This window comes from Flexivirga sp. G2, from assembly GCF_055397625.1.
This window is the reverse complement of record NZ_AP039675.1, coordinates 1234896-1258838: the sequence shown is the minus strand read 5'-3', so window position 1 is coordinate 1258838 and position 23943 is coordinate 1234896. Positions and strand designations below refer to the sequence as shown.

The 23943-nt window shown below is 67.3% G+C and carries 19 protein-coding genes; 5 read left to right on the top strand and 14 right to left on the bottom strand.

Annotated features, from left to right (window positions below; all coding sequences use genetic code 11):
• Window positions 1-27 precede the first annotated feature (27 nt).
• From ACZ50J_RS06145 to ACZ50J_RS06130, 4 genes are all read right to left on the bottom strand, one after another.
• Entirely contained in the window at window positions 28-984 is a 957-nt protein-coding gene (locus tag ACZ50J_RS06145) for an electron transfer flavoprotein subunit alpha/FixB family protein (RefSeq protein ID WP_464300387.1), read from the bottom strand.
• Window positions 985-1105: 121 nt separating this feature from the next.
• The gene (locus ACZ50J_RS06140) at window positions 1106-1891 is read right to left on the bottom strand and encodes an electron transfer flavoprotein subunit beta/FixA family protein (RefSeq protein ID WP_464300386.1); all 786 of its coding nucleotides are present in this window, start codon (window positions 1889-1891) and stop codon (window positions 1106-1108) included.
• 204 nt (window positions 1892-2095) lie between these two features.
• Entirely contained in the window at window positions 2096-2464 is a 369-nt protein-coding gene (locus ACZ50J_RS06135) for a hypothetical protein (protein WP_464300385.1), read from the bottom strand.
• A 124-nt stretch (window positions 2465-2588) separates the two neighbouring features.
• Complete coding sequence (locus ACZ50J_RS06130) at window positions 2589-3134, bottom strand: hypothetical protein (RefSeq protein WP_464300384.1); 546 nt, start codon at window positions 3132-3134, stop codon at window positions 2589-2591.
• A 106-nt stretch (window positions 3135-3240) separates the two neighbouring features.
• On the opposite strand from ACZ50J_RS06130, the gene glgX reads away from it, so the two are divergent.
• A complete protein-coding gene (glgX, locus tag ACZ50J_RS06125; RefSeq protein WP_464300383.1) occupies window positions 3241-5382 on the top strand; it encodes a glycogen debranching protein GlgX in 2142 nt (713 codons plus the stop codon).
• A gap of 50 nt (window positions 5383-5432) precedes the next feature.
• On the opposite strand, the gene ACZ50J_RS06120 is transcribed toward glgX, so the two are convergent.
• The 7 genes from ACZ50J_RS06120 to ACZ50J_RS06090 all read right to left on the bottom strand — a co-directional run bounded on the left by ACZ50J_RS06120 (window position 5433) and on the right by ACZ50J_RS06090 (window position 14065).
• Window positions 5433-6806, bottom strand: coding sequence for a GH1 family beta-glucosidase (locus ACZ50J_RS06120; RefSeq protein ID WP_464300382.1), 1374 nt, complete (start codon window positions 6804-6806; stop codon window positions 5433-5435).
• On the bottom strand, window positions 6803-8776 hold the full coding sequence (locus tag ACZ50J_RS06115) for a cellulase family glycosylhydrolase (protein ID WP_464300381.1): 1974 nt from the start codon (window positions 8774-8776) through the stop codon (window positions 6803-6805). Before ACZ50J_RS06115 ends, ACZ50J_RS06120 begins: the two co-directional genes overlap by 4 nt.
• On the bottom strand, window positions 8773-9615 hold the full coding sequence (locus ACZ50J_RS06110) for a carbohydrate ABC transporter permease (RefSeq protein ID WP_464300380.1): 843 nt from the start codon (window positions 9613-9615) through the stop codon (window positions 8773-8775). The genes ACZ50J_RS06115 and ACZ50J_RS06110 overlap by 4 nt, the downstream gene beginning before the upstream one ends.
• On the bottom strand, window positions 9608-10597 hold the full coding sequence (locus ACZ50J_RS06105; RefSeq protein ID WP_464300379.1) for a carbohydrate ABC transporter permease: 990 nt from the start codon (window positions 10595-10597) through the stop codon (window positions 9608-9610). The genes ACZ50J_RS06110 and ACZ50J_RS06105 overlap by 8 nt, the downstream gene beginning before the upstream one ends.
• Window positions 10597-11913, bottom strand: a complete 1317-nt coding sequence (locus ACZ50J_RS06100; protein ID WP_464300378.1) for an ABC transporter substrate-binding protein — start codon at window positions 11911-11913, stop codon at window positions 10597-10599. The genes ACZ50J_RS06105 and ACZ50J_RS06100 overlap by 1 nt, the downstream gene beginning before the upstream one ends.
• A 120-nt stretch (window positions 11914-12033) precedes the next feature.
• A complete protein-coding gene (locus ACZ50J_RS06095; protein WP_464300377.1) occupies window positions 12034-13050 on the bottom strand; it encodes a LacI family DNA-binding transcriptional regulator in 1017 nt (338 codons plus the stop codon).
• Window positions 13051-13144: 94 nt separating this feature from the next.
• Window positions 13145-14065: a DUF3995 domain-containing protein gene (locus ACZ50J_RS06090; protein ID WP_464300376.1), complete on the bottom strand. Its 921-nt coding sequence runs from the start codon at window positions 14063-14065 to the stop codon at window positions 13145-13147.
• A 104-nt stretch (window positions 14066-14169) separates the two neighbouring features.
• Here ACZ50J_RS06090 and ACZ50J_RS06085 point away from each other — a divergent pair, with 104 nt between their 5' ends.
• A complete protein-coding gene (locus ACZ50J_RS06085; protein ID WP_464300375.1) occupies window positions 14170-14775 on the top strand; it encodes a TetR/AcrR family transcriptional regulator in 606 nt (201 codons plus the stop codon).
• On the opposite strand, the gene ACZ50J_RS06080 is transcribed toward ACZ50J_RS06085, so the two are convergent.
• Both ACZ50J_RS06080 and ACZ50J_RS06075 read right to left on the bottom strand, forming a co-directional pair.
• Window positions 14766-15155 (bottom strand): hypothetical protein, encoded by a 390-nt coding sequence (locus ACZ50J_RS06080; RefSeq protein WP_464300374.1) that lies wholly within the window; start codon window positions 15153-15155, stop codon window positions 14766-14768. The two genes, ACZ50J_RS06085 and ACZ50J_RS06080, sit on opposite strands and share 10 nt — an antisense overlap.
• A gap of 41 nt (window positions 15156-15196) precedes the next feature.
• On the bottom strand, window positions 15197-15559 hold the full coding sequence (locus ACZ50J_RS06075; protein WP_464300373.1) for a hypothetical protein: 363 nt from the start codon (window positions 15557-15559) through the stop codon (window positions 15197-15199).
• A 108-nt stretch (window positions 15560-15667) separates the two neighbouring features.
• On the opposite strand from ACZ50J_RS06075, the gene ACZ50J_RS06070 reads away from it, so the two are divergent.
• Entirely contained in the window at window positions 15668-17224 is a 1557-nt protein-coding gene (locus tag ACZ50J_RS06070) for an FMN-binding glutamate synthase family protein (RefSeq protein WP_464300372.1), read from the top strand.
• 218 nt (window positions 17225-17442) lie between these two features.
• Here the strand turns inward: ACZ50J_RS06070 and glgP are convergent, their stop codons facing one another.
• Window positions 17443-20037: an alpha-glucan family phosphorylase gene (gene glgP, locus ACZ50J_RS06065; protein WP_464300371.1), complete on the bottom strand. Its 2595-nt coding sequence runs from the start codon at window positions 20035-20037 to the stop codon at window positions 17443-17445.
• A 189-nt stretch (window positions 20038-20226) separates the two neighbouring features.
• Between glgP and ACZ50J_RS06060 the strand changes: the two genes are divergently transcribed.
• Both ACZ50J_RS06060 and treS read left to right on the top strand, forming a co-directional pair.
• On the top strand, window positions 20227-22212 hold the full coding sequence (locus tag ACZ50J_RS06060; protein ID WP_464300370.1) for an alpha-1,4-glucan--maltose-1-phosphate maltosyltransferase: 1986 nt from the start codon (window positions 20227-20229) through the stop codon (window positions 22210-22212).
• Window positions 22213-22218: 6 nt separating this feature from the next.
• Complete coding sequence (gene treS, locus ACZ50J_RS06055; protein WP_464300369.1) at window positions 22219-23940, top strand: maltose alpha-D-glucosyltransferase; 1722 nt, start codon at window positions 22219-22221, stop codon at window positions 23938-23940.
• Window positions 23941-23943 lie beyond the last annotated feature (3 nt).

The window sequence follows — 23943 nt, the reverse complement described above, 5'->3', positions numbered from 1 at the left end:
CGAGCCGTTTCGCTGGTATGACGTGCGTCAGTTCTTGGCCGCCTGCACGGCCTCGTTGGCCTGCGGCAGCACGGTGAACAGATCACCGACGACACCGAAGTCGACCAGCTCGAAGATCGGGGCTTCCTCGTCCTTGTTGATCGCCACGATCGTCTTGGACGTCTGCATGCCCGCTCGGTGCTGGATCGCACCGGAGATGCCGCACGCGACATACAACTGCGGCGAGACCTGCTTACCGGTCTGACCGACCTGGTTGGAGTGCGGGTACCAGCCGGCGTCGACCGCCGCACGCGAGGCGCCGACCGCGGCACCCAGGGTGTCGGCGAACGCCTCGACCGGCGAGAAGTCGCCGGACGTGCCACGGCCACCGGAGACCACGATCTGGGCCTCGGTCAGCTCGGGACGGCCCGACTTCGCCTTCGCCTCGGTGGCGGTGATCTTCGCGGCCTTGGCCACGTCGGACACGGTGACGTCGACCGGGACAACTGTCGCGCCGGCCTGTGCGGCCGCCGGGGCGGTCGCGTTGGCCTTGACCGTCACGATCGCGGGCGTCGCCGTCACGATCGACTCGACCGTGTAGTTGGACGCGAACGCCGACTGGGTGGTCGCCACGCCGCCGTCGCCGGCCTGCACGTTGGTCGCGTCGGTGATCAGACCGCCACCGGTCTTGACCGCCAGGCGCGCGCCGGCTTCCTTGTTGACACCGCTGGTCGGCAGCAGGATCGCCGTCGGCGACGCCTGCTCCGCCACGGCAGCAAGCGCCTCGGCGAGCGGGGCCGCGACGGTGCCGGTCACGTCCGGGTTGTCCACCACGTAGACCTTGGCGGCGCCGAACTGCGCCAGGCGCGGACGCGCGGCCTCGACGCTGCCACCGATGAAGACGGCCGACGGCTCACCGAGCGCACGCGCCAGCGTCAGCAGCTCGGCGGTGTTCTTCTTGACCTGTCCGTCGGTGTGATCGACGAGGACGAGGACTTCAGCCATGATGAATCTCCTTGCAAAAGAATGTCATTGGCAGGCACTCCTTCCCCGCACGGACTCGCAGGCTCGTCCGTCCGGCATCGTCATACCTGCGCCCAAATGTCAGTCAGGAGCCAGAGACGGCTCAAATGAGTTTGGCCTTGGCGAGGAACTCGGCGAGCTTGGTGCCGCCGTCGCCCTCGTCCGTGACGATCTCGCCCTGCTCGCGCGGCGGGCGCGCGGTGAACGAGGTGACCTTCGTGCCGGCGTTGTCCAGACCGACCTGGCCGGCGTCGACCCCGAGGTCGGCCAGCGACCACGTCTCGACGGGCTTCTTCTTGGCCGCCATGATCCCCTTGAACGAGGGGTAGCGCGGCTCGTTGATCTGGTCGGTCACCGACACGACCGCGGGCAGCGGCGCCTCGAACGAGTCCGACGCGGTGTCGCTGTCGCGACGACCCTTGACCACACCATCGGCGATCTCCAGGGTCGACAGCTGCGTGACCTGCGGCAGGCCTAGTCGCTCGGCCAGCATCGCCGGCACCACGCTCATCGTGCCGTCCGTCGATGCCAGACCCATCAGCACCAGCTCGGGGTTGCCGTCGGCGGCCTTCTTGACCGCCTCGGCGAGCACGAGCGAGGTCGCCGGTGCGTCCGAACCGTGGATCGCGTCGTCCAGCACGTGCACACCCTTGTGTGCACCCATCTGCAACGCCTTCTTGATGGCGTCGGCGGCGCCGTCCGGGCCGACGGTCACGACCGTCACCTCGCCGTCGCTTTCCTCGACGAGCTTCAGAGCCGCTTCGACCGCGTACTCGTCGAGCTCCGACAACAAACCATCCACATTCGAACGATCCGTCGTGTTGTCCTCATTGAACGTGCGGTCGGCTTGCGCATCCGGCACGTACTTGACACAGACCACGATGTTCATGCGTCTATCGTCCTCTTCCATCAGGGTACGAGTGTCTGACGTCAGTCAGCGTTCACGGGCGGGACGCGACCAGCGCCCGAACCTGCGGCGATCGTATGCCGAGGTGGTTGCACCCGATTACCCGCAGCATGCTACCCGTGAGTAACAACGGGACGCCAGCGCCCCTGTTCGGGACGGGCCGCCGGCGCAGTCCGCGCCGGCGGGTCAGCGGTGCTGCAACCAGATGACGATCATGCCGATGGCGGTGAGCGCGACGATGATCCACGGCGCCAGCTTGTTGAGGACGAACTGAGCGGTCGTCAACTGCTGGCCGGGGGCCACGACATACACGTCGGAGCGCGAACCGGCCGCCAGATCGAAGACCGCGGCGCCGACGGTGATCACCGCGCCGACCACGAAGACGAGCCACGGCGGTGCACCCACCGTGCTGTCCGCGTCCTTCGCCATACCGGTCCAGCCCAGCAGCGCGATGAACATCCCGACCAGACCGACGAGGGCGACGGTGATCGCCACCAGCCGGCTGCGTTCGGCCGCTTCGCTGCCCGGACTCACTGGCATGTGATCGGTACTCATGGTCGGTCGGTCGCTCCGTTCTGCTGGTCTCTGGCCGGATGCCACCGGGGCCGGTGGTGACGCCGACATTAGCGCCACCACCGGCCCCGGTGGGTGTGAATGGTCCTACTGGTATTGCGGTTTCCTACTGCTGCTGCCCTTCGGCGTCGGCCTGTGCGGCATTGGCCATCGCCTGCGCGACCGCCGGCGGCTCGGCGGAGTTGGCGGCGTGCGGACCGTCGCTGGTGACCGCCTGGTGCCACAGCTGCACCGCGGTGAGCACCATCTGGGTGGTCGACTGGACGAGCGACTTGACGTCGTCGGCCGGCGAGACCAGGTGCTCACCGGTGACGATGAGGTTGCCGTTGGCGAGGCCGGTCTTGACGATGTTCAGGCTGAGCGAGACGTCGTTGGCGGCGAGAAGCTGCTTGGTGATGTCCTGCGGAAGGTCATCGGTGATCTGCCACTGGCCGAAGATGCGCATCATCGCGGGCTCACCGTCGACGCAGCGCACGAAGAGCTGCTGGCCCTCGACCTTGTAGCTGACGTCACCGTCGGCATCGAGCTCGGGGCGGAAGCCCTCCTCCTGCAGTGCGTCCGTGACGCGCTGCTGCAGCTGGCCATCGCCGGCCGGGGCGGACGGTGCCGAGGCGGGCGGGGCGAAGTTGGGCAAAGAAGTCGGATCTGTCATGTGACCCACGCTACTTCACCCTGCGGCGCCGCGGTCGCGCCCGGGTGGCGGTCGTCGCGGCTGTCTCGTCCCGGGTCGTGGACTGCTGGTGCCCTAGGCTCCCCGGGTGTCCGAATCGCTGACAGCAACCGTCCGCACCTCCCCCGATGCGCCGCCTCGGCTCGGTGCCACCGCCGACGGGACCGGCGTCGAATTCAGCGTGTATGCCGGGAGCGCGACCGCGGTCGAGGTGTGCCTCTTCGACGACGCCGGCGGCGAGCGACGGGTCCCGCTCAGCGAGCACGCGCACGGTGTGTGGGCCGGACACGTGCAGGGCATCGGCGTCGGCCAGCGCTACGGCTTCCGCGCGCACGGCGACTGGGATCCCACCCACGGCCACCGCTACAACCCGGCGAAGCTGCTGCTCGATCCCTATGCCCGTGGCGTGGTCGGCGAGATCGACTGGCGTCCCGAGGTTTTCGGGCACCGTGTCGGAGAGGACCTCTCGGGAGACCCGGATGTGCGCGACGACCGGGACAGTGCGCCATACACGGCGCGCAGCGTGGTGGTCGGAAACGGCTTCGACTGGGGCGACGACAGACCGCCGCACATTCCGTGGGATCGCACCGTGCTCTACGAGACGCACGTTCGTGGGCTGACCCGGCAGCTGCCCGAGGTGCCGGAACACCTGCGCGGCACGTATGCGGGCGTGGCCCACCCGGCGACCATCGCGCACCTCACCCGACTCGGCGTCACGACCGTCGAGCTGCTTCCGGTGCACGCATTCACCTCCGAGCCGCAACTGGTGCAGCGCGGCCTAACGAACTACTGGGGCTACAACACCCTCGGCTTCTTCGCGCCGCACGCGGCATACGCCTCGGCGACCTCGCCGCAAGAGGTCATCCACGAGTTCAAGGGCATGGTCAAGCTGCTGCACGCGGCCGGCATCGAGGTCATCCTCGACGTCGTCTACAACCACACCTGCGAGCAGGGCAGTGGAAGCGGCGCCACCCTCTCCTGGCGCGGGCTCTCCTCGCAGACGTACTACCGACTGGACGAGCGCGGCAACGACGTCGACGTGACCGGTTGCGGCAACACCCTCGACATGCGACATCCGGAAACCGTTCGCCTGGTGCTGGATTCGCTGCGCTATTGGGCGGCCGAGATGCGGGTGGACGGCTTCCGCTTCGACCTCGCTCCGGCTCTCGCTCGTGGCCTGGACGACGCGTTCCACCCGGACCACCCGTTCCTGGTGGCGCTGCGCACCGACCCGGTGCTGTCCCGGGTCAAGCTCATCGCCGAACCCTGGGACCTCGGCTCGCACGGCTGGCGCACCGGCCAGTTCCCCGCACCGTTCGCCGATTGGAACGACCGGTACCGCTACACCGTCCGCAACTTCTGGCTGACGGACCTGGCCGCCGATCAGGACGGCCGGCCCGGGCACGGGGTCAGCGATCTCGGCACGCGCATCGCCGGCTCGAAGGACCTGTTCGCCGCCCGATCACCGCTCGCCTCGATCAACATCGTCAGCACGCACGACGGCTTCACGGCGGCCGACCTCACCGCGTATGACGAGAAGCACAACCTGGCCAACGGCGAGGACAACCGGGACGGCAGCGACGACAACCGCTCGTGGAACTTCGGGGTCGAGGGCCACGAAGGGGCGGGCGACGACATCGCCGCGAGCCGCCGCCGAGCCATCCGCAACCTGCTCGCCACGACCTTCGTCTCGGCCGGGGTGCCGATGCTGCTCGGCGGGGACGAGTTCGGGCGCACGCAGCAGGGGAACAACAACGCCTACTGCCAGGACAACGAGATCAGTTGGTACGACTGGAAGCTCGCGCAGTGGCAGTGGGATCTGATCGACACCACGACGTTCCTGGCGGAATTCCGCGCCGCGCATCCGGTGCTGCGCAATCGCACCTTCTTCCCGGGCGACCCGATCGACGGCGACGCCCTGGCCGCGTTGCACTGGCATGGCGGCGACGGATCCATCATGACCGCGGACCAGTGGAACGACGGCGGAACCCGCATCCTGCAGGTGGTCTTCGACGGGGCCGACGTCGGCGACGATCGGATCCTGGTGGTCCTCAACGGACGCTCACACGACACTGCCGTGCGGGTCCCCGAGCAAGCGGGCGTCGGGACCTGGGAACTCGTCTGGGACAGCCGCTACGACCGTCCCGACGAGTTGCCCAGCACCTCGATCCCGGTGGGTGACGAACTCCCTGTCAGCGCAGGGTCTTTCGCCATACTCCTGGGTGCGTAGGTCTCGATACGCAGCGCCGCTGCGCTCCCCCGGGCACTCGACCCGCAGCGTTACTCGACCTCGTGGCCGGCGATCACGCCGCGGTACCAGTCGAAGCTGGCCTTCGGCGTGCGCTGCAGGGTCTCGTAGTCGACGTGGACGAGGCCGAAGCGCGGGTCGTAACCCCGTGCCCACTCGAAGTTGTCCATGAGCGACCAGACGTAGTAGCCGCGCACGTCGACGCCGCTGTCCATCGCCGCACTGACCGCCTTCAGGTGGTCTGCCACGTAACGGATCCGGTCCTGGTCGTCGACTCGACCGTCGTCACCGACGACGTCCGGGCAGGCGATGCCGTTCTCGGTGATGTAGATCGGGGGCAACGCCTCGCCATACGTGTCACGCAACCAGGTGAGCAGGTCGGTGAATGCACTCGCGTCGACCGGCCAGCCCATCTCGGTGAGGTACTCCCCGTCGTGAACCAGTGATTCGAAGCCGAGGTCGGACGCGACGCGCTTCCCGGGATCGGGCTCGTTGTGCGCGACGGCCTTCGGGCGGCTCGGGAAGTAGAAGTTGACCCCGAGGAAGTCCAGCGGCTGCGCGATCGTCGCGAGGTCGTCGTCGCCGATCCAGGAGAAGTCCGTGATCGGCGCCCACACCTCCTTGCCCAGCTCGGGGTACTTCCCGGCCAGCAAGGGGTCGGTGAAGATCAGGTTGCTGATCAGCAGGCAACGGCGGGCGGCTTCGACGTCGGCCGGCTCGTTCGAAACCTGTTGCACCGAGCCGAGATTGAGCGTGATGCCGACCTGCGCGTTCGGCGCGACGGACCGGATCCGCTGCGCGGCGAGACCGTGCCCGAGCAGCAGGTGGTGGGCGGCCTGGAGCGCGCCCTCACCCTCCTGCGCGCCCGGAGCATGCACGCCGTCGGCATACCCGAGGATCGAGGAGCAGAACGGCTCGTTGAGGGTGATCCACTTCGTGACGCGATCGCCGAGATGTTCGGCGGCGACCGCGGAGAACTCGGCGAAACGCTCGGCGGTGTCACGGACACGCCAACCGCCCTTGTCCTCCAGCGCCTGCGGCAGGTCCCAGTGGTAGAGCGTGACAGCGGGATCGATACCGGCGGCGAGCAACTCGTCGACCAGCTTGTCGTAGAACGCCAGCCCGGCTGCGTTGACCGGCCCGTCGTCGGGCTTGATCCGCGGCCAGGCGAGCGAGAAGCGGTAGCTGTCCAGCCCCAGTTGCTTCATCAGCGCGATGTCCTCGCCGTACCGGTGGTAGTGGTCACACGCCACATCGCCGGTCTGTCCCTGGTAGACCTTGCCGGGCATGTGACTGTAGGTGTCCCAGATGGAAGGCGTCCGGCCGTCCTCGGCCACTGCGCCCTCGATCTGGTACGACGCAGTCGCGGCGCCGAAGACGAAATCGGCAGGAAACTGGACGGTCACGGTGTTTCTCCTTTGGGCGTGATGCGTTGGGTCTGACGGTAGCCTGCGGTGCTCGCGCCGGCAGCGGGCGGCGACTCCCCCGACAGCTGGACGACGGCGATCTCGTATGGCGACAACCGGTCGACGCCATACAGCTCGAGGTCGACGGCCTCGGCGGATGCGTTGATCAGCCAGGCGAATTCGCGTCCGTCCCGATGACTGAGGCCGTCGACCAGGATCCGCGGATCATCGACCCGCACCGATCGTTCGACGCCTGCTTCGTCGGCCAGTGCGTCATACAGCCGCCAGGTGTCCTCGGGGTTGACACGAGGCGCGCGCGCTGCGAAGTACTCCAGCGGCAACGTGGACAACACGGCCTGCCCGGCACCGTGAGACCGGCGGGTGAGCACCGGTCGGCCGTGCTGGTCGACGGCGACGACCTCGGCGTCGATCGCTTCGACGGGCAGGATGCTGCGACCTCCCGGCGAGCCGACCGCTCGGAAGTGCAACGTGTCGCTGGCCGCGATCCGGCCGAAGTCGACGCGGAAGGTGACCTCGACGACGTCGTCCAGCACCGGCTCGACCATGCCGTAACGCAGGCCGTGCCGCACCCCGAAAATCGATTCCAGGTCCGTCCACCACGGCCCTCGTTGGATCGGCGAATCGCCCAATCCGTAGGAAACGTAGATGGTTCGGCCTGCGGCGGCGTGCTCCCCCAGGCGTTTCCAGGTCGGCACGGTGAGCGCCTTCACCGAAGGCACGATGACCAGGCGTGCCGCGTCGGGCACCGGCTCCGGCTCCCGCACGAACGCCGGGCCGAGGCCGGCTTCGCGACAGGCGACGTAGGACTGCTCGAGTGCGTCGGTGATGTGGGTGCGCTCGCTCTCCGCGAAGGTCCAGTGCTCCGGACCGTCGAGGTATGCCGGGACGAGCAGCGCGAGCTGCGCCGGCCATCGCTCGCACCGTGGCAGGTCCAGCCGGTTCACCAGCTGGCGGAACGCGGTGATCTCGTGCAACTGCGGCTTGGCCGAACCGTCGGCGCGGGTCAGGCCGAAGTGCAGCTCGAAGGGGTGGTGCCGATAGGGGTCCTGTTCGGGGAGGTTGTCGAAATCCGTGTTGTTCCAGGCCAACCAGCCGGTTGCACCGGCGAGCAACGTCGTGTGCAGCACCTGCCGGTAGTACTGCGCGGCGTGCTCGTCGGAGGCGAAGTCGGAGCTCACCCCGAACTCCTCGAGCACGACCGGTAAGTGGGCCACCGCGGCAAGCTCGCACACGAAGGCCGCACGCAGGTGCTGCCGGATGACGTCGTCCCCCATCGGGTAGACGTGCGGCCCGACGAACTGGGTGATCGCTGCCAGCTCCCGGACGCTGAAGCCGTTGTCCGTGCCGGTGACCTCCCGTCCCCACGCACCGTCGCCGATCGAGACCGGCTTGTCCGGGTCACCGGCACGAATCGCGGTGACCATCAACTGAGCCCAGGCGGTGACGTCCGGCTGCGCTGCGGGACCGCCGTAGATCGGCATCTCGTTGGACACCAGCCAGCCGACGATCGCCGGATGCGCGGCGAAGCGTGCAGCGACCTGGGTCAGGTAGCTCGACTGCTGCGCGACCATCCACGTGTCGGTGTAGAGATCACGACCGTCGCGCCATTCCGGATCCCAGTTCTCCCCCGACATGTGACCGACGAGGAACGTTGGGATGGTTCGCATTCCGAGCTCGACGTGCAGATCGAGGAATCGCTCGAACCGGTTCATCACCTCGTCGTCGAGACGACCCGGCTCGGGCATCGCGTGCGGCCAGAAGAGGAACGAGCGCGTCACGTCGAGACCTGCGCCGCGCATCATGACCAGCTCGGAGCGCACGACCTCCTCGTCATACGACTGCCACATGAACGGCCCACCGGCGCGGGACCAGAAGTTGCAGCCGAACCAGACCTGCTCGCCTTCCGGGGTTCGCACGAACCGCATCGGGCGTTCGACACCAGCGCTCATTTCACTGCTCCAGCAGTCAGGCCGGCCACCAGGTAGCGCTGCAGCAACAGGAAGACCAGGACAACCGGAACGCTCACGACCAGGGACGCCGCCATGACCTGATTCCAGTAGACGTTGATCTGCGTGGAGTAGCTCTGCAAGCCGATCGACAACGTCTGGGTCGACGTGCTCGTCATCTGCGACGCGAAGAGGATTTCACCCCACGACGTCATGAACGAGTAGACCGCCACCGCGATCACGCCCGGGCGGGCTGCGGGTAGCACCACCCGGAACAACGTGCCCACGGTCGATGCGCCGTCGACCCGAGCTGCTTCGTCCAATTCCCTTGGTATGCCGTCGAAATAGCCTGCCAGCATCCAGATCGCGAACGGCAGCGAGAAGGTCAGATAGGTGACGATCAGGCCGACCCGGGTCTGGTAGAGCAGGGTGAATCCGAGCACCCGGTCGATGTTGACGAAGATGAGGAACAACGGGAGCAGGAACAGGATGCCGGGGAACATCTGGGTCGACAGGATCGTCGTGGTGAAGACGCTGCGTCCGCGGAAGGTCCATCGCGAGACGGCGTAGCCGGCGAAGATCGCTACGACGACGCTCAGCACCATCGAGATGGAGCAGACGATGAGGCTGTTGAGGAAGTACTTCCCGAGCGGGACGGTGCTCCAGATGTCCTTGAACGGCTGGAAGGTCACGTGACTCGGCCACCACTCGAACTTGCCCTGCACATCTCCGAGCGGTTTGACCGAGCTGGTGAAGAGCACCCACATGGGCACCAGCACGAAGACGCTCAGAAACGTCAGCACGACAACGCGGAACACCTTGAACGACAACGGTTCACGCACGACGCGACCTCCGGTTGAAGACGAGCAGATAGGCCCCCGTGACCACCAACAGGAACAGCAGCAGCAGGACCGACATCGCGGACCCGAAGCCGAAGTCCCAGTTCACGAACGAGGCCCCGTAGATGTGTACGGAGATGGTGTCGGCCGACTTCGGCGGCTGGGCCCCGAACAGCACGAACGGCGTGTTGAAGTCGTTGAAGGTCCACAGGAACAGCATCAGCACCATCACCAGATTGACCGGCCGCAGGCCCGGCAGGGTGATGTATCGAATCTGCTTCCAGATGCCCGCGCCGTCGACAGCGGCCGCGTCATACACGTCGTCGGGAATGTTCTGCAGTCCCGCGAGCAACATCAGGAACGCGAACGGCCAGGACCGCCATACCGCGACGACCACCATCGACCAGAACGCGTTGCTGCCGATGAGCCAGAAGCTGTCGCCGTTGGTGAGGCCGAGGGACTTCAGCACGTGGTTCACCAGGCCGTTGTCCCGCTGCAACATGAAGCTCCACGTCATGATGCCGGTGTAGATCGGCATCGCGTAGGGCACCAGGAACAGCGTGCGGAAGAAGCCGCGACCACGGAAGTTGCGGTGCAGGACCAGCGCCGCCGCCATACCGAAGGACCACGAAAGCCCAACCACCAGAACGGTGTAGAGGCAGGTGACCTCGAAGGAGTGCAGGAAGCTGTTGCCGATCGGCGACGAGAAGTCCAACGCCACCTGGTAGCCCGACAGCCCCTTCCACGGCGCGGTCGACCAGTTGGCGATGTACGACTGCGTCAGCCCGACGAACGACATCCACACCCCGACGAGCATCGGGACCAGATGGATCAGCAGTTCCAGGACGATCGCGGGAGCGATCAGCAGGTACGGAGTGAACCGGTGGGAGCGTCCGCCTCTGCCGGTTCGCGTGGGTTCGGACGGAGCGGACCGACGGGCGGTGCGCCGCTCGTCGGTCCGCTTCTTCACAGTGGGTAGCGCCATCAGCCGGCGGAGGCCATCTTGTCCTGAGCCTGCTGCAACGCTGCCTTGATGTCGCTGTCAGACGGAGACTTGCCGGTCGCGGCCTGGGCGATCAACTGGTTGACGGCGTTGCCGACATTGGTCTCGAACTGCGACTCGTTGGCCACGAGCGGCAGCGGAACGGCCTTCGTCGCCAGGATGTTCTGGAAGGTCTTGGCCTCATCGGCGTTCTTGGTGAAGTTGGGCGTCGCCCCCGCGTTCACCGGCAGCGCCGCGAACGGCACGTCCAGGATCTTCTGCTCGGCCGGGCTGGTCATGAACTTCACGAACTTGAGCGCAGCGTCCTTGTTCTTGGTGTTCTTGAAGATCGACATGTTGATGCCGGCGACGAAGCTTGCGGTGTCCTTCTTGCCGGTCGGTGCCGGTATGGCGACGACGCCGTAGTCGCTGGTCTTCATCCCGTCGGCCACGAGCGTGTTGTCCGCGTTGTTCTGGCTCATCAGCATCGCGGCCTTGCCCTTGGCGAAGTCGCCGGGCGCCTCCGGACCGTTCTTGTACTGCACGCTGCTGGGGTTGACGACCTTGTTGCTCATCAGGTCGACGTACTGCTTCACGCCGGCAACCATGCCGGGCGAGGTGAAGTTCGCCTTGCCGCTGGAGTCGAAGGGGTCGGCACTCTGCTGCTGGCCGAAGATGAAGGCGAAGTGCACGCTCTCGGTGTAGCTGCCGCCCTCCATCGCCATGCCGTAGGTCCCCTTGCCCGGGTCGGTCAGCTTCTTGGCGTCGGTCTGCAGCTCCTCCCAGGTGGTCGGCGGTTTCAGTCCGGCATCGGCGAACATCTTCTTGTTGTAGTAGAGCCCGTAGACCAGGGAGTAGAGCGGCACGGAGGTCGGGTCCTTGCCTTTCGCACCGCCCGTCGCGAAGGATGCGGGCACGAACTTCGACTTGCCGCCGATCGCATCGAGCGAGCTGGAGTCGAAGGGCAGGAACGCTCCGGTCGCCTGCAGAGACGGCGCCCAGGTGTTGCCGATGTTCAGCACGTCGGGTCCCTTACCGCTTGACGTCGCGGCGAGGATCTTGTTCAGCAGATCCGGCCAGCCGATGACCTGGAGGTCGACCTTGATCCCGGTCTGCTTCTCGAATTTCTTCAACTCGGGTCCGAGGACCTTCTTGTCGACGTCGATCGAAGCACCCTGGTTGCTGGCCCAATAGGTCAACGTCTTCCCCGAGCTCCCGCCACTGCCACCGGAGGACCCGGATCCGGAACTGCCACCACACGCAGCCGTGCCGGCGACCATCGCCACGATCGTCAGCGCTGGAATGAGATGTCTTTTCACGATGAACCCTCCGGGCAAGCGACGCACGACGCCCTGTCGCGCAGGTCACATCAGATCACTTACTCGTGTAAGTGAATAGGCCCGTTATCGGATCGTTACCACCTCCGGATAGTGCCTCGCCTAGCCGATCGGGCCCGAGCTCGCCCGCTCGCGCAGCTGCGAGCGAGCGACCGCGACCAGTGACGGGTGCTGGCCGGCGACCAGGTCGAGCAAGGTGCTCGCAGCCTGCCTGCCGTAGGCCTGGTTGTCTCGGAAGAGCGCCGTCAGTTGGGGCTCAACGGCCTGGGTAAGCGGTGAATCGTCCCAGCTGACAACGGAAACGTCGTTCGGCACAGACCTGCCCAGCGCACGCAGTTGCTGTAGCCCGGCAACTGACATGTGGTCGTTGCTGAAGATGAATGCGGTCGGCGGGTCCGCCTCCGCGACCAATCGGTCGACCGCGGCGCGAGCGTCCGCCGGCGCATAGCTGCCTTCGATGCTGGTCACCGATATGCCGTGCCGTGATGCCGCAGTGCGTACCCCGCGCTGCCGGCCCCTCTCATGCACGAAGGCCCGCGGTCCGCTCACGTGGGCGATGCGTCGATGGCCGAGCGCGGCGAGGTGCTCCACGATGAGTGCAGCATCACCGGCCTGATCGGTCCAGACGCAGGGCAACTCGATGTCCTTGCGTGGGCCACCACAGAGCACCGCGGGCAGGCCGATCTCCTCGACCGCGGCGAGCCGCTCGTCGTGGTGACGCTCGTCGACCAGGATCACGCCGTCGATGCGACCCTCGCCCCACCACCGCCGATAGGTCTCTATCTCGACCTCCGGAAGATCACCGATGACTCGCAGCAGAAGACTCCAACCACGTTCCACCAGAACGCTTTCCACGCCTGCAAGGAACTCGAAGAAGAAGGAGTCGACGGCGAACGTCTCGGTCGGCCGGGACAACGCCAGGCCGATGACCTTGATGTCCGAACCCATCAACGCGCGTGCGCTCGCGCTCGGATGCCAGCCCAGCTCGGTCGCCAACTGGAGCACAGCCTCGCGGGTGTCGGCCGCAACGCCGGGCTGCGCGTTGAGAGCGTAGGACACGGCCGCCCGCGAGATGCCCAACTGCTTCGCGATGTCGGCCATCGTCGCCTTGGCAGCCATCGATCCCTCCCTGTATCGGCGAATTGTCGGGCAGTTTACTTACTCCCGTCAGACGCCCTTTCGCCGTCGCGGGCGCCATCCATTGTCGCCAAGGTTAATGCGACTCGACTGCCGCGCCGCGCTGCTCCGACAGGAGCGCGTGCAGTCCCGCCGCAAGAAGCAGGCACAGCGGCGAATAGCCAACGGCGTTCAGCACTCGATAACGAGGATGCCGTGCAGCTGTCGACACGGCGTAACCGGCGACACCGCGTGCCGCGAACCCCATCTCCGCCAGCCGCAGAACGGCCCGGGGATAGCGCGACGCTGAACCGAACGCTGCTCGCACCGGAGGCGAATCCGCTTTCACCGCAACGACTCCGGCAAGCCCGGAGAGCATTCCCCCGATGACCAGGGTGGGCCCGGCCGAGGGCAACCCGGCCGCGCCGCGCGTCGACCCGATGACCGATCGGGCCAGGTCCGCCCGCGTCCGCGCCGGGAAGCTGCTGCCCGCCGCCCACGCCAGATGCAGTATCCCGACGGCGCCCAGGCAGGCGGCGAGGAGTCGGCGCGTGATCCGGCGGGAGCCGGTCGCGTCGGGGCGACCAGTAGCGGCCGCGAGGTACCGCCATCGGCTGCCCGTCGGCCACCTGCGAGTCGGGAATGCCGCGCCGCCATACTCGGCGTCGTCCAGCAGTTGCTCGATGAGAGCATCGTGCAGGTGCACGACGAAGTGCCGATCGACCGCTGACGGCCGGTGCAGGCGTGCTTCGTGCACGAGGTCCTGCCCCTCGATCCGGAACTCGTGCCAACCCTCGCGATCCCCCTCGAACCAGAATCGCACCCTCCGGTCATCGGAGTCGATCACGCGATAACGGATCGGGCCATGGCCACCGGAGGATCCGACGCTCAGCCCGTCGCTCAACATGAGGGGCGGCCAGACGTCGACCGGCCACAACCGGGCGGCCGGATCCACGAGGTCGTCCAGCAGGTCGGGCGGAACCCCGCCGGCGATCCGCCGGCGGTGCTCGTCAATCACCCAGTCGCCGTCCCGTCGCGCCCAGGGCGTGATGCCTGGGGTTGGCTTTTTTAGAATGCTGATTCTAGATTTCATATTCGCAAACTACGCGCTAGGGTCGCTCCGTGGCAAGACCTGCGAAGTTCACCGACGACGATCTGCTCGACGCTGCTCGGGAGAGTGTCTTCCGCCACGGGCCGGCCGCGACCATCGGCCAGATCGCCGAAGCGGCCGGAGCACCGGTCGGATCGATCTACCACCGATTCGGCTCACGCGAGGAACTCCTGATCCGCCTGTGGATCAGAGGAATTCGCCGGTTTCAGCACGACCTGCTCGCGCTCCGTTCAGTCGCGGACGCAGCCGTCGCGCTCGAGTCCGCAGCAACACACGTACCGAGGTTCTGCCGCGACAATCCGGCGGAGGCGAACGTCCTGACGCTCTACCGCCAGTCCGCGCTGCGCTCCTCGGCCCCGGAGCCGTTGCGGGACACCGTGGAGCACCTGAACGACGACGTGTTCCAGGTGATGGCGCAGCTGACGACCCGCTTCTACGGACGCGCGACGAAACACCGCCTGCAGATCGTGCGCACCGCGTGTCAGCAGAGTCCGTACGGCCTGGTCCGGCCCTACCTCGGACGCCGTGACGCAGCGACCGTCATACCGACCTGGTTGGAGGACGCCGTCCGGGTCTCGACGCGAGCGATCCTGACGATCGGCGGCCCTCAGGCCTGAGCTTCTCGTGACCGGTTGTGCCGCAGCCACCAGAGACCGAGGATCGGCAGGAGCAACGGCACGTAGCCGTAACCCTGACCGAACTTCGACCACACCGTCGTGTCACCGGCGCTGCCGGCCGCGACGAAGGCCGCCTTGTCGGCATACGACCAGATGCCGACCGCGATCACTCCGAACAGCTCGAAACTGATGGTTCCCAGGGCGACCCGGGCACTCGCCCGGTCACCGCGCGCCAGCGCGACCGTCGCCACGAGGTAGACGACCGCAGCGACCGCCGACAGCCAGTAGGGCAGGTGCTGATCCGGCCACGTCTGAGCGATCTGCATGATCGACCGACCCGTCGCCGCCAGCCCGAGCAGACCGTAGACGGCGACTAGCATGCGTCCCGGGCCGCTGTTGATCGCGGTCCTCGAACCGGCGCTCACTGGCCGTTCCACAACTGCAGGAGACGAGCGACCATGACCAGCAGGCCCAGCGTCGCTACGAGGAGCACGCCTGTCCCCCAACGTGATTCACGCTCGGCGATCCCCCAGAAGCCGGCCACCGGGAGCACACAGACCAGGCCCGCCAGATAGGCGATGAACAGCCCCTTCGACATGTGCGAGTCCGCGTCGCCGATGCGGGCGATCCCGACCACGAGTTGAGCGATGACCGCCACTTCCGCGGCACACGCCAGGAAGAACATCGGGTTGTCGACCGGCTTGCCACGCGCCGTCAGGTATGCCGCATCGATGGCCAGGACCGCAAGCAGTGCGATAAGCACGATGGTGAGGGGCAAGAGCACCCGCACATCGTACGGACCCGGCATGCTCAGCAGGTACGCAGCCGCGGCCAGCACGATGACCGGGCCCGGCGGTCGCCCCGAGCATCGACGAGGACGAGGAGCAGACGAATGGCGCGATGGCAGCGAGCAACGGCTCTGGCAACGGCCGGATCCCTCGCAGGTCTGGCGGTGCGGGACCTGGTGCAGCGCAAGCATTCGGTACTTCGCAACTACCCGGTGGTCGGCCACCTGCGCTACCTGCTCGAGGAGATCCGCCCGGAACTGCAGCAGTACTTCATCGAGCGCAACTGGGACGGCCGCCCCTACGACCGCGACACCCGGTCGGTCATCTACCAGCGCGCCAAGGGGACGATGGCAGAGCAGCCGTTCGGCACCGAGCGGGACGTCGATCGCGCGGGGTACGAATCGTTGGTCCACTCCACCGCACCGCTCGAGAAGCCCGAGGCTCCACCGCGGGTGCGGATCGGTGGACCGGACTGCAGCAAGCCCTACGACATGTCGCTGCTGAACGTCTCCGCGATGAGCTTCGGTGCCTTGTCCGCCAACGCGATCCGGGCGCTCAACAAGGGCGCCCGGTTGGGTGGGTTCGCGCACGACACCGGAGAGGGCGGCCTGACGCCATACCACCTGGAGCACGGTGGCGATCTGGTCTGGGAGATCGGCTCCGGCTACTTCGGGGCCCGGACCGAGGACGGCGATTTCGACCCGGAGGCGTTCCGCGACAAGGCGGCCGACGACCGGGTCAAGTGTGTCTCGCTCAAGCTGAGCCAGGGCGCGAAGCCGGGCATCGGCGGGGTCCTTCCCGCTGCCAAGGTCACGGCGGAGATCGCGCGGTTCCGCGGTGTCCCCGAAGGTGAGAAGTGCGTCAGCCCGGCGCGGCACAAGGTCTTCTCGACACCGATCGAGCTGATCGAATTCATCGCGAGGATGCGCGAACTCAGCGGCGGGAAGCCCGCCGGTTTCAAACTGTGCGTCGGCTCGCGGATGGACATCCTGGCCATCTGCAAGGCGATCCGTGAAGTCGGCACGGCACCGGACTTCATCATCGTCGACGGGTCCGAGGGTGGCACCGGAGCGGCCCCGTTGGAGTACGAGGACCACCTCGGTATGCCGCTCACCCACGGCCTGATGGTCGTGCACAACGCCCTGGTCGGCACCGGGTTGCGAGACACCATCAAGATCGGCGCGGCCGGCAAGATCGCCGGCGGCGCCGACATCGTCAAGCGGCTCATCCAGGGCGCCGACTACACCAATGCCGCGCGGGCGATGATGATGGCGGTCGGCTGCATCCAGGCCCAGTCGTGCCACACCGGCAAGTGCCCGGTCGGGGTGGCGACGCAGAACCCGCGACGCGCCCGGGCGCTCGACGTGCCGGACAAGAGCGAGCGAGTGCATCGCTACCACCGCGCGACGGTCGACCAGGCCGCGCAGATCATGGCGACGCTGGGCGTCCGGGAGCCGCACGAACTGAGTCCGCACATGCTCCGTCTCAACATCTCCCCGAACGAGAGTCGCAGCTACGCGGAGCTGTTCACCTGGCTGCAGCCGGGCGAACTGCTCGGCGGTGCTCCGGAGAGCTGGCGGCGGGACTGGCAGGCCGCGAGCGCCGAGGCGTTCGCTCCGCAGGTCTCGACCTACCGTGCGGGTGAGACGCGGCCTGTCTGACCCACGCAGCCCCGGGCCGTCACAAAGTGCGGCGGGCGCACTATCTGCTGGTCCGAGACATCGGAACGTCAGCAACGCAGCCCCGGGCCGTCGCAGAGTGCGGCGGGGCGCACTATCTGCTGGTCCTAACCGGCGTACAGCCAGAAGCCGAGCCCCAAGCCTGCACGTGGTGCGGCAGCAGCCTGCGCACTCCCTGCAGGACCGGGGCGTCGAACCGCTCAGGCGTTGACGACCAGACCGAGCTCGGCGATGTTCGCCAGGCCGGGGTGCCGCGGCAGCACGCGCACGCTGTAGCCGAACGATCCGGTCCGGTCCAGTGTCACGCTGCCCTCGAACCGGGCGCTGCCGTTGCCGAGATCCTCGACGGGCTGGATCTCGGTCATCGCGACGTCCTGCAGGTCGTCGGTGTCGGTCGCGCGACCATGCACCACCTGCACCGAGACCTCGTCCGGGCGAAGCCCGCCGAGTGCGACATACGCACGCACCGTGAGGCGTTCGCCGAGTGCCGGGATGTCGGTGACGCCATCGGCCTCCACGTGCTCGATCCGCACCTGGGCGAACGCGTCCCGCGCCCGGATGCTGTATGCCGCAAGGTCTTTCGCGAGCCCGAAGTCGTCGCCGGTGGCGGCGCGTCCGGCGATCGCCGCCGGGGTGTAGAGCTTGGTCGTGTAGTCGCGGACCATCCGGGTGGCGAGCACCTTCGGGCCGAGCACGGCCAGGGTGTGCTCGACCATCTCCAGCCAGCGCTGCGGGACGCCGTCGGTGTCACGGTCGTAGAACCGGGCGGCGACCTGGCTCTCGATCAGGTCGTAGAGCGCGGCGGCCTCCAGGTCGTCACGACGCTCCGGGTCCATCGTGGAACTCGTGGTGTCGCGGGACGGGTCGGCCGATGGGATCGCCCAACCGTTACTGCCGTCGAACCACTCGTCCCACCAACCGTCGAGGATGGACAGGTTCAGGCCGCCGTTCAGGGCAGCCTTCATCCCGGAGGTGCCGGACGCCTCGTAGGGCCGCAGCGGGTTGTTCAGCCAGACGTCCACACCCGGCATCAGGGACTGCGCCATCTGCATGTCGTAGTTGGGCAGGAAGACGATCCGGTGCCGCAGCTTCGGGTCGTCGGTGAACTGCACCATCTCCTGGATGAGCCGCTTGCCGGTCTCATCGGCGGGGTGCGACTTGCCGGCGATGACCAACTGCACCGGCCGCTCCGGGTCCAGCAACAGGTTGGCGAGCCGCTCCGGGTCGCGCAGCATCAGCGTCAGTCGCTTGTATGTCGGCACCCGCCGGGCGAAGCCGATGGTCAGCACGTCCGGGTCGAGCAGGTTCTCCACCCAGCCGAGCTCGGCGTCACTCGCGCCGCGGAACTGGGCGGACTCCCGCACCCGTTCCCGCACGTCCAGCACGAGCTGGTTGCGCAGCTCGCGCTTGACCGCCCAGAGGGCGGGTCGTGGGATCTGTCCGACGCGCTCCCAGCCGATCGCCTCGCGCACGTCGACCTCTCCCACGTGCTTGCGACCGAGGTCGATGACGCGCGGGTCCATCCAGGTCGGGGCGTGAACACCGTTGGTGATGCTGGTGATCGGCACCTCGTCGTCATCGAAGCCGGGCCACAGCTGGTCGAACATCGACCGGCTGACGGCGCCGTGCAGCTCGGACACGCCGTTGGCGCGCTGCGCCATCCGCAGGCCCATCACGGCCATGTTGAAGATGCCGGACTGGCCGCCCTCGTAGTCCTCGGCGCCGAGCGGCAGGATCTGCTCCGGGGACACACCCGGGATCTGCGCGGAGCCGCTGAAGTGGGCGCGCACGAGGTCCGCGTCGAAACGGTCGATGCCGGCCGGCACCGGGGTGTGCGTGGTGAAGACGTTGCTCGCCCGCACTGCGCGGCGGGCCTGCTCGAAGTCGAGTCCGTGACCGGTCACCAGCTCGCTGATCCGCTCCACCGACAGGAAGCCGGCGTGGCCCTCGTTGCAGTGGTAGACCTCCGGCGCCGCAGCGTCGGTCAGTCGGCTCCAGGCGCGCAGGGCGCGGACCCCGCCGATGCCGAGCAGCATCTCCTGCTGCAGTCGCTGGTCCCCGCCGCCGCCATACAGCCGGGCGGTGAGCTCGCGTGCAGACGGGTCGTTGGCCTCCACGTCGGAGTCGAGCAACAGCAGCGGCACCCGGCCGACCTGCGCCCGCCATACCCGCGCATGCAGCGTTCGACCCTCCGGGAGCGCGAGCGAGATGGCCAAGGGTGTCCCGTCGGCCTCCCGCAGCAATGTCAGGGGCAGTCCGTCCGGGTCGAGCAGCGGATAGCTCTCCAACTGCCAGCCGTCGGCGGAGAGCTGCTGGTTGAAGTAGCCCTCCTTGTAGAAGAGGCCGACACCGACGATCGGCACGCCGAGGTCGCTGGCCGACTTCAGATGGTCACCGGCCAGGATGCCGAGGCCGCCGGAGTACTGCGGCAGGACGTGCGTGATGCCGAACTCGGCACTGAAGTAGGCGATCGACGCAGCACCGTTCTCCTCGCGGCTGAAGTCGTCGTACCAGGAGGGCGCGGTCAGGTATGTCGACAGGCCGTCCGCGGCGGCGTGCACGCGACCGACGAAGCCGGGGTCCGCGGCGAGCTCGTCCAGGCGCTGGGGTGACAGGCCGGCCAGCAGCGCCACCGGATCGCCATGGACGCGCTCCCAGACGGCAGGGTCCATGTCCCGGAAGAGGTCACGGGTACGGCGGTGCCACGACCAGCGCAGGTTGGTCGCGAGGTCCGACAACGGGGCCAGCCCCTGGGGCAGCGCGGTACGGACATTGAAACGGCGAATGGCTCTCACCGCACCGATCGTAGGCGGGCACGGGCCGCAGGTGAACTCGAACTTCGGCGGCTGCCCGGTCGGTATGCCGTGCCGTGCCCGACAGCTGTCCGCGACCGCCTCGGATCTTGTAGCGTCGCCCAGGTGACTGATCAGCAGCAGACTGCTCCGACACGGCCCGCCCCTGCACGGGGCACGACCGCGCCGAACATGCCGCTCAGACCCGTCGGACGGATCCCCGTCGTCGATGTCCGACCCGCAGTCGGTGATGGCGCCTTCGCCACCAAATCCGTTGTCGGAGAATCATTTCCGATCACTGCGACCGTGTTCCGGGAGGGCCACGACGCGGTCAATGCCACCGCGGCGCTCACCGACCCGGACGGCGTGACCCATTACGTCCCGATGACCTGCACCAATCCCGGGCTGGATGCCTGGCGCTGCGAGGTGAGCGCCGATCGTCCCGGAGTGTGGTCCTACTGTGTCGAGGGCTGGTCCGACCCGTACGCCACCTGGGTCCACGACGCCGTGATCAAGATCGCAGCCGAGGTGGACACCGAGGTCATGCTCGAGGAGGGCGCTCGCCTGCTGGAGCGCGCGATGCACGAGGTGCGGCACGACGCCGCCGGACGAAAGGTCCTCGCCGCGGCCGTCACCGGATTGCGCGACACCGAGCTGGAACCGGGCGCGCGCATCTCGGCGGGAACCGCGCCGGAGGTCCAGCGCGTGATGGCTGCCGGACCGCTGCGCGACTGGGTGAGCCCCAGCACGTCATACAGCTGGTGGGTCGAGCGGGATCGCGCGCTCACCGGGGCGTGGTACGAGATCTTCCCGCGCAGCGAGGGCGCGAGATTCGACACCACGACCGGCACCTGGACCTCCGGCACGCTGCGGACCGCGGCCGAACGGCTGCCGGCCATCGCGGGGATGGGCTTCGACGTGGTCTATCTGACTCCGGTCCATCCGATCGGACGGACCAACCGCAAAGGCCCGAACAACACGCTGACGGCAGGTCCCGAAGACCCCGGGTCGCCCTACGCGATCGGCAACGAGGACGGCGGCCACGACGCGATCCACCCCGACCTGGGCACGTTCGAGGACTTCGACGCCTTCGTCAAGGCCGCACGTCGGCAGAACCTCGAGGTGGCGCTCGACCTGGCACTGCAGTGCTCCCCCGACCACCCGTGGGTCGCCGAGCACCCGGAGTGGTTCACCACGCGGGCCGACGGTTCCATCGCGTATGCCGAGAACCCGCCGAAGAAATACCAGGACATCTACCCCGTCAACTTCGACAACGACCACGAGGGCATCTACGCCGAGGTCCGGCGCGTCGTCCAGGTGTGGATCGACCACGGCGTCACGATCTTCCGGGTCGACAATCCGCACACCAAGCCGGTGGAGTTCTGGCAGTGGCTGATCGCGGACGTCGCGCGCGAGCATCCGGACATCATCTGGCTCGCCGAGGCGTTCACCCGTCCGGCGATGATGGCGACGCTGGCGAAGGTCGGCTTCCAGCAGAGCTACACCTACTACGCGTGGCGGAACGAGGCGGCCGAGCTCCGGGAGTATGTCGAGGAGCTCGCGCAGGAGTCGGCGCCATACATGCGACCGAGTTTCTGGCCGACGACGCACGACATCCTCACGCCCTACATGCAGTACGGCGGGCCGACGGCCTGGAAGCTGCGCGCCGCATTGGCCGCGACGCTGTCGCCCACCTACGGCATCTACGCCGGGTACGAGCTGATCGAGCACGTCGCGCGTCCCGGCGCCGAGGAGCAGATCGACAACGAGAAGTACCAGTACAAGGACCGCGAGTGGTCCCGCTACCAGGCGGGCGGCGACCGCGAGGGACAGTCACTGGCGCCGTTCCTCACGCGTATCAACGAGATTCGTCGCCAGCACCCCGCGCTGCAGTGGTTGCGGAACATCACCTTCCACCACGTCGACGACGAGCAGATGATCGCCTACTCCAAGAAGCACGGCGACGATGTCGTCATCGTGGTCGCGAACACCGACCCGCACACCACTCGGCAATCGACGCTCCGGCTCGACATGGGCGCACTCGGGCTGACACCGGGTGACCGCTTCGTCGCGCACGACCTGCTGTCGGACGCGAGCTGGGAGTGGGGCGCCGACAACTACGTCCGGCTCGGCCCGGACACCGAGCCACTGCACATCGTTCACCTCAGGAGGTTCTAGAAAATCGTGGCACCGACAGGTTTCAACCTCCCGCAGCCCGGTCTGCGGCACGACCCGCAGTGGTTCCGCAAGGCGGTCTTCTACGAAGTGCTGGTGCGCGCCTTCGGCGACTCGACCGGCAACGGCTCCGGGGACTTCACGGGGCTGATCAACCGGCTGGACTACCTGCAGTGGCTCGGCGTGGACTGCTTGTGGATCCCGCCGTTCTACGCTTCACCGTTGCGTGACGGCGGCTACGACATCGCCGACTACAAGGCGGTGCTGCCGGAGTTCGGGACGCTGCCGGAGTTCACCGAGCTCGTCTCACAAGCACACGCTCGCGGCATACGCATCGTGACGGACCTGGTGATCAACCACACCAGCGATCAGCACCCGTGGTTCCAGGCGTCCCGCTCGGACCCCGACGGCCCGTACGGCGACTACTACATGTGGTCCGACACGGACGAGAAGTACTCCGACGCGCGCATCATCTTCGTCGACACCGAGGTGTCGAACTGGTCGTTCGATCCGGTCCGCCGCGAGTTCTTCTGGCACCGCTTCTTCTCGCACCAGCCCGATCTCAACTTCGAGAACGAATCGGTGCACGACGAGATCTTCGACATCGTGCGCTTCTGGATGGACCTGGGCATCGACGGTTTCCGTCTCGACGCGATCCCATACCTCTACATCGAGGAGGGGCACAACGGCGAGAACCACCCGAGGACACACGAATTCATCGCCAAACTGCGTGCGATGGTCGACGAGGAGTACCCCGGTCGGATGCTGCTGGCCGAGGCCAACCAGATGCCCGACGAGGTCGTGGACTACTTCGGCACCGAGGACGACCCCGAGTGCCACATGTGCTTCCACTTCCCGATCATGCCGCGGCTCTACTACGCGCTGCGGGACGAGAAGGCGACGCGCATCAACGAGGTCATGGCGGAGACGCCGACCATTCCGCGCGGTGCACAGTGGGGCACGTTCCTGCGCAACCACGACGAGCTGACGCTCGAGATGGTCACCCCGGACGAACGCGCCGCGATGTACGGCTGGTACTCCCCCGACCCGCGCATGCGTGCCAACGTCGGCATCCGCCGGCGCCTGGCGACGCTGCTGGACAACTCCCGTGCCGAGACCGAGCTGATCCACGCGTTGCTGCTGTCCATGCCCGGATCGCCCTGCCTCTACTACGGCGACGAGATCGGCATGGGCGACAACATCTGGCTGGCCGATCGTGACGCGGTCCGCACGCCGATGCAGTGGAGCCCGGACCGGAACGCCGGATTCTCGACCGCGGATCCCGGCAAGCTCTACCTGCCGGTCATCTCGAGCCTCGTCTATCACTACAACAATGTGAATGTCGAAGCCCAGATGGAGTCCACCTCCTCCCTGTTGCACTGGGTGCGCGAAATGCTCGCCATTCGAAAGCAGTTCCCGGTCTTCGGGCTCGGCGACTACACGACCGTCGAGTCGGACAACGACGCCATCCTGTCCTTCACCCGCACCGTCCACGACGAGGACGATCCGGACGACGAGATCGAGACCCGTTCGGTGTTGTGCGTCAACAACCTGTCCAGTCGTCCCCAGTCGGTCACGGTGCGGCTGCCCGAGCAGTTCGCCGGCGCCCGCCTGCGGGACCTGTTCGGCGGTGCGCACTTCACCTCGGTCGGCGACGACGGCACCACGACGCTGACCCTGGGCTCGCGCGACTTCTTCTGGCTCTCCCTGCAGCACCCGACAGGAGACTGACGG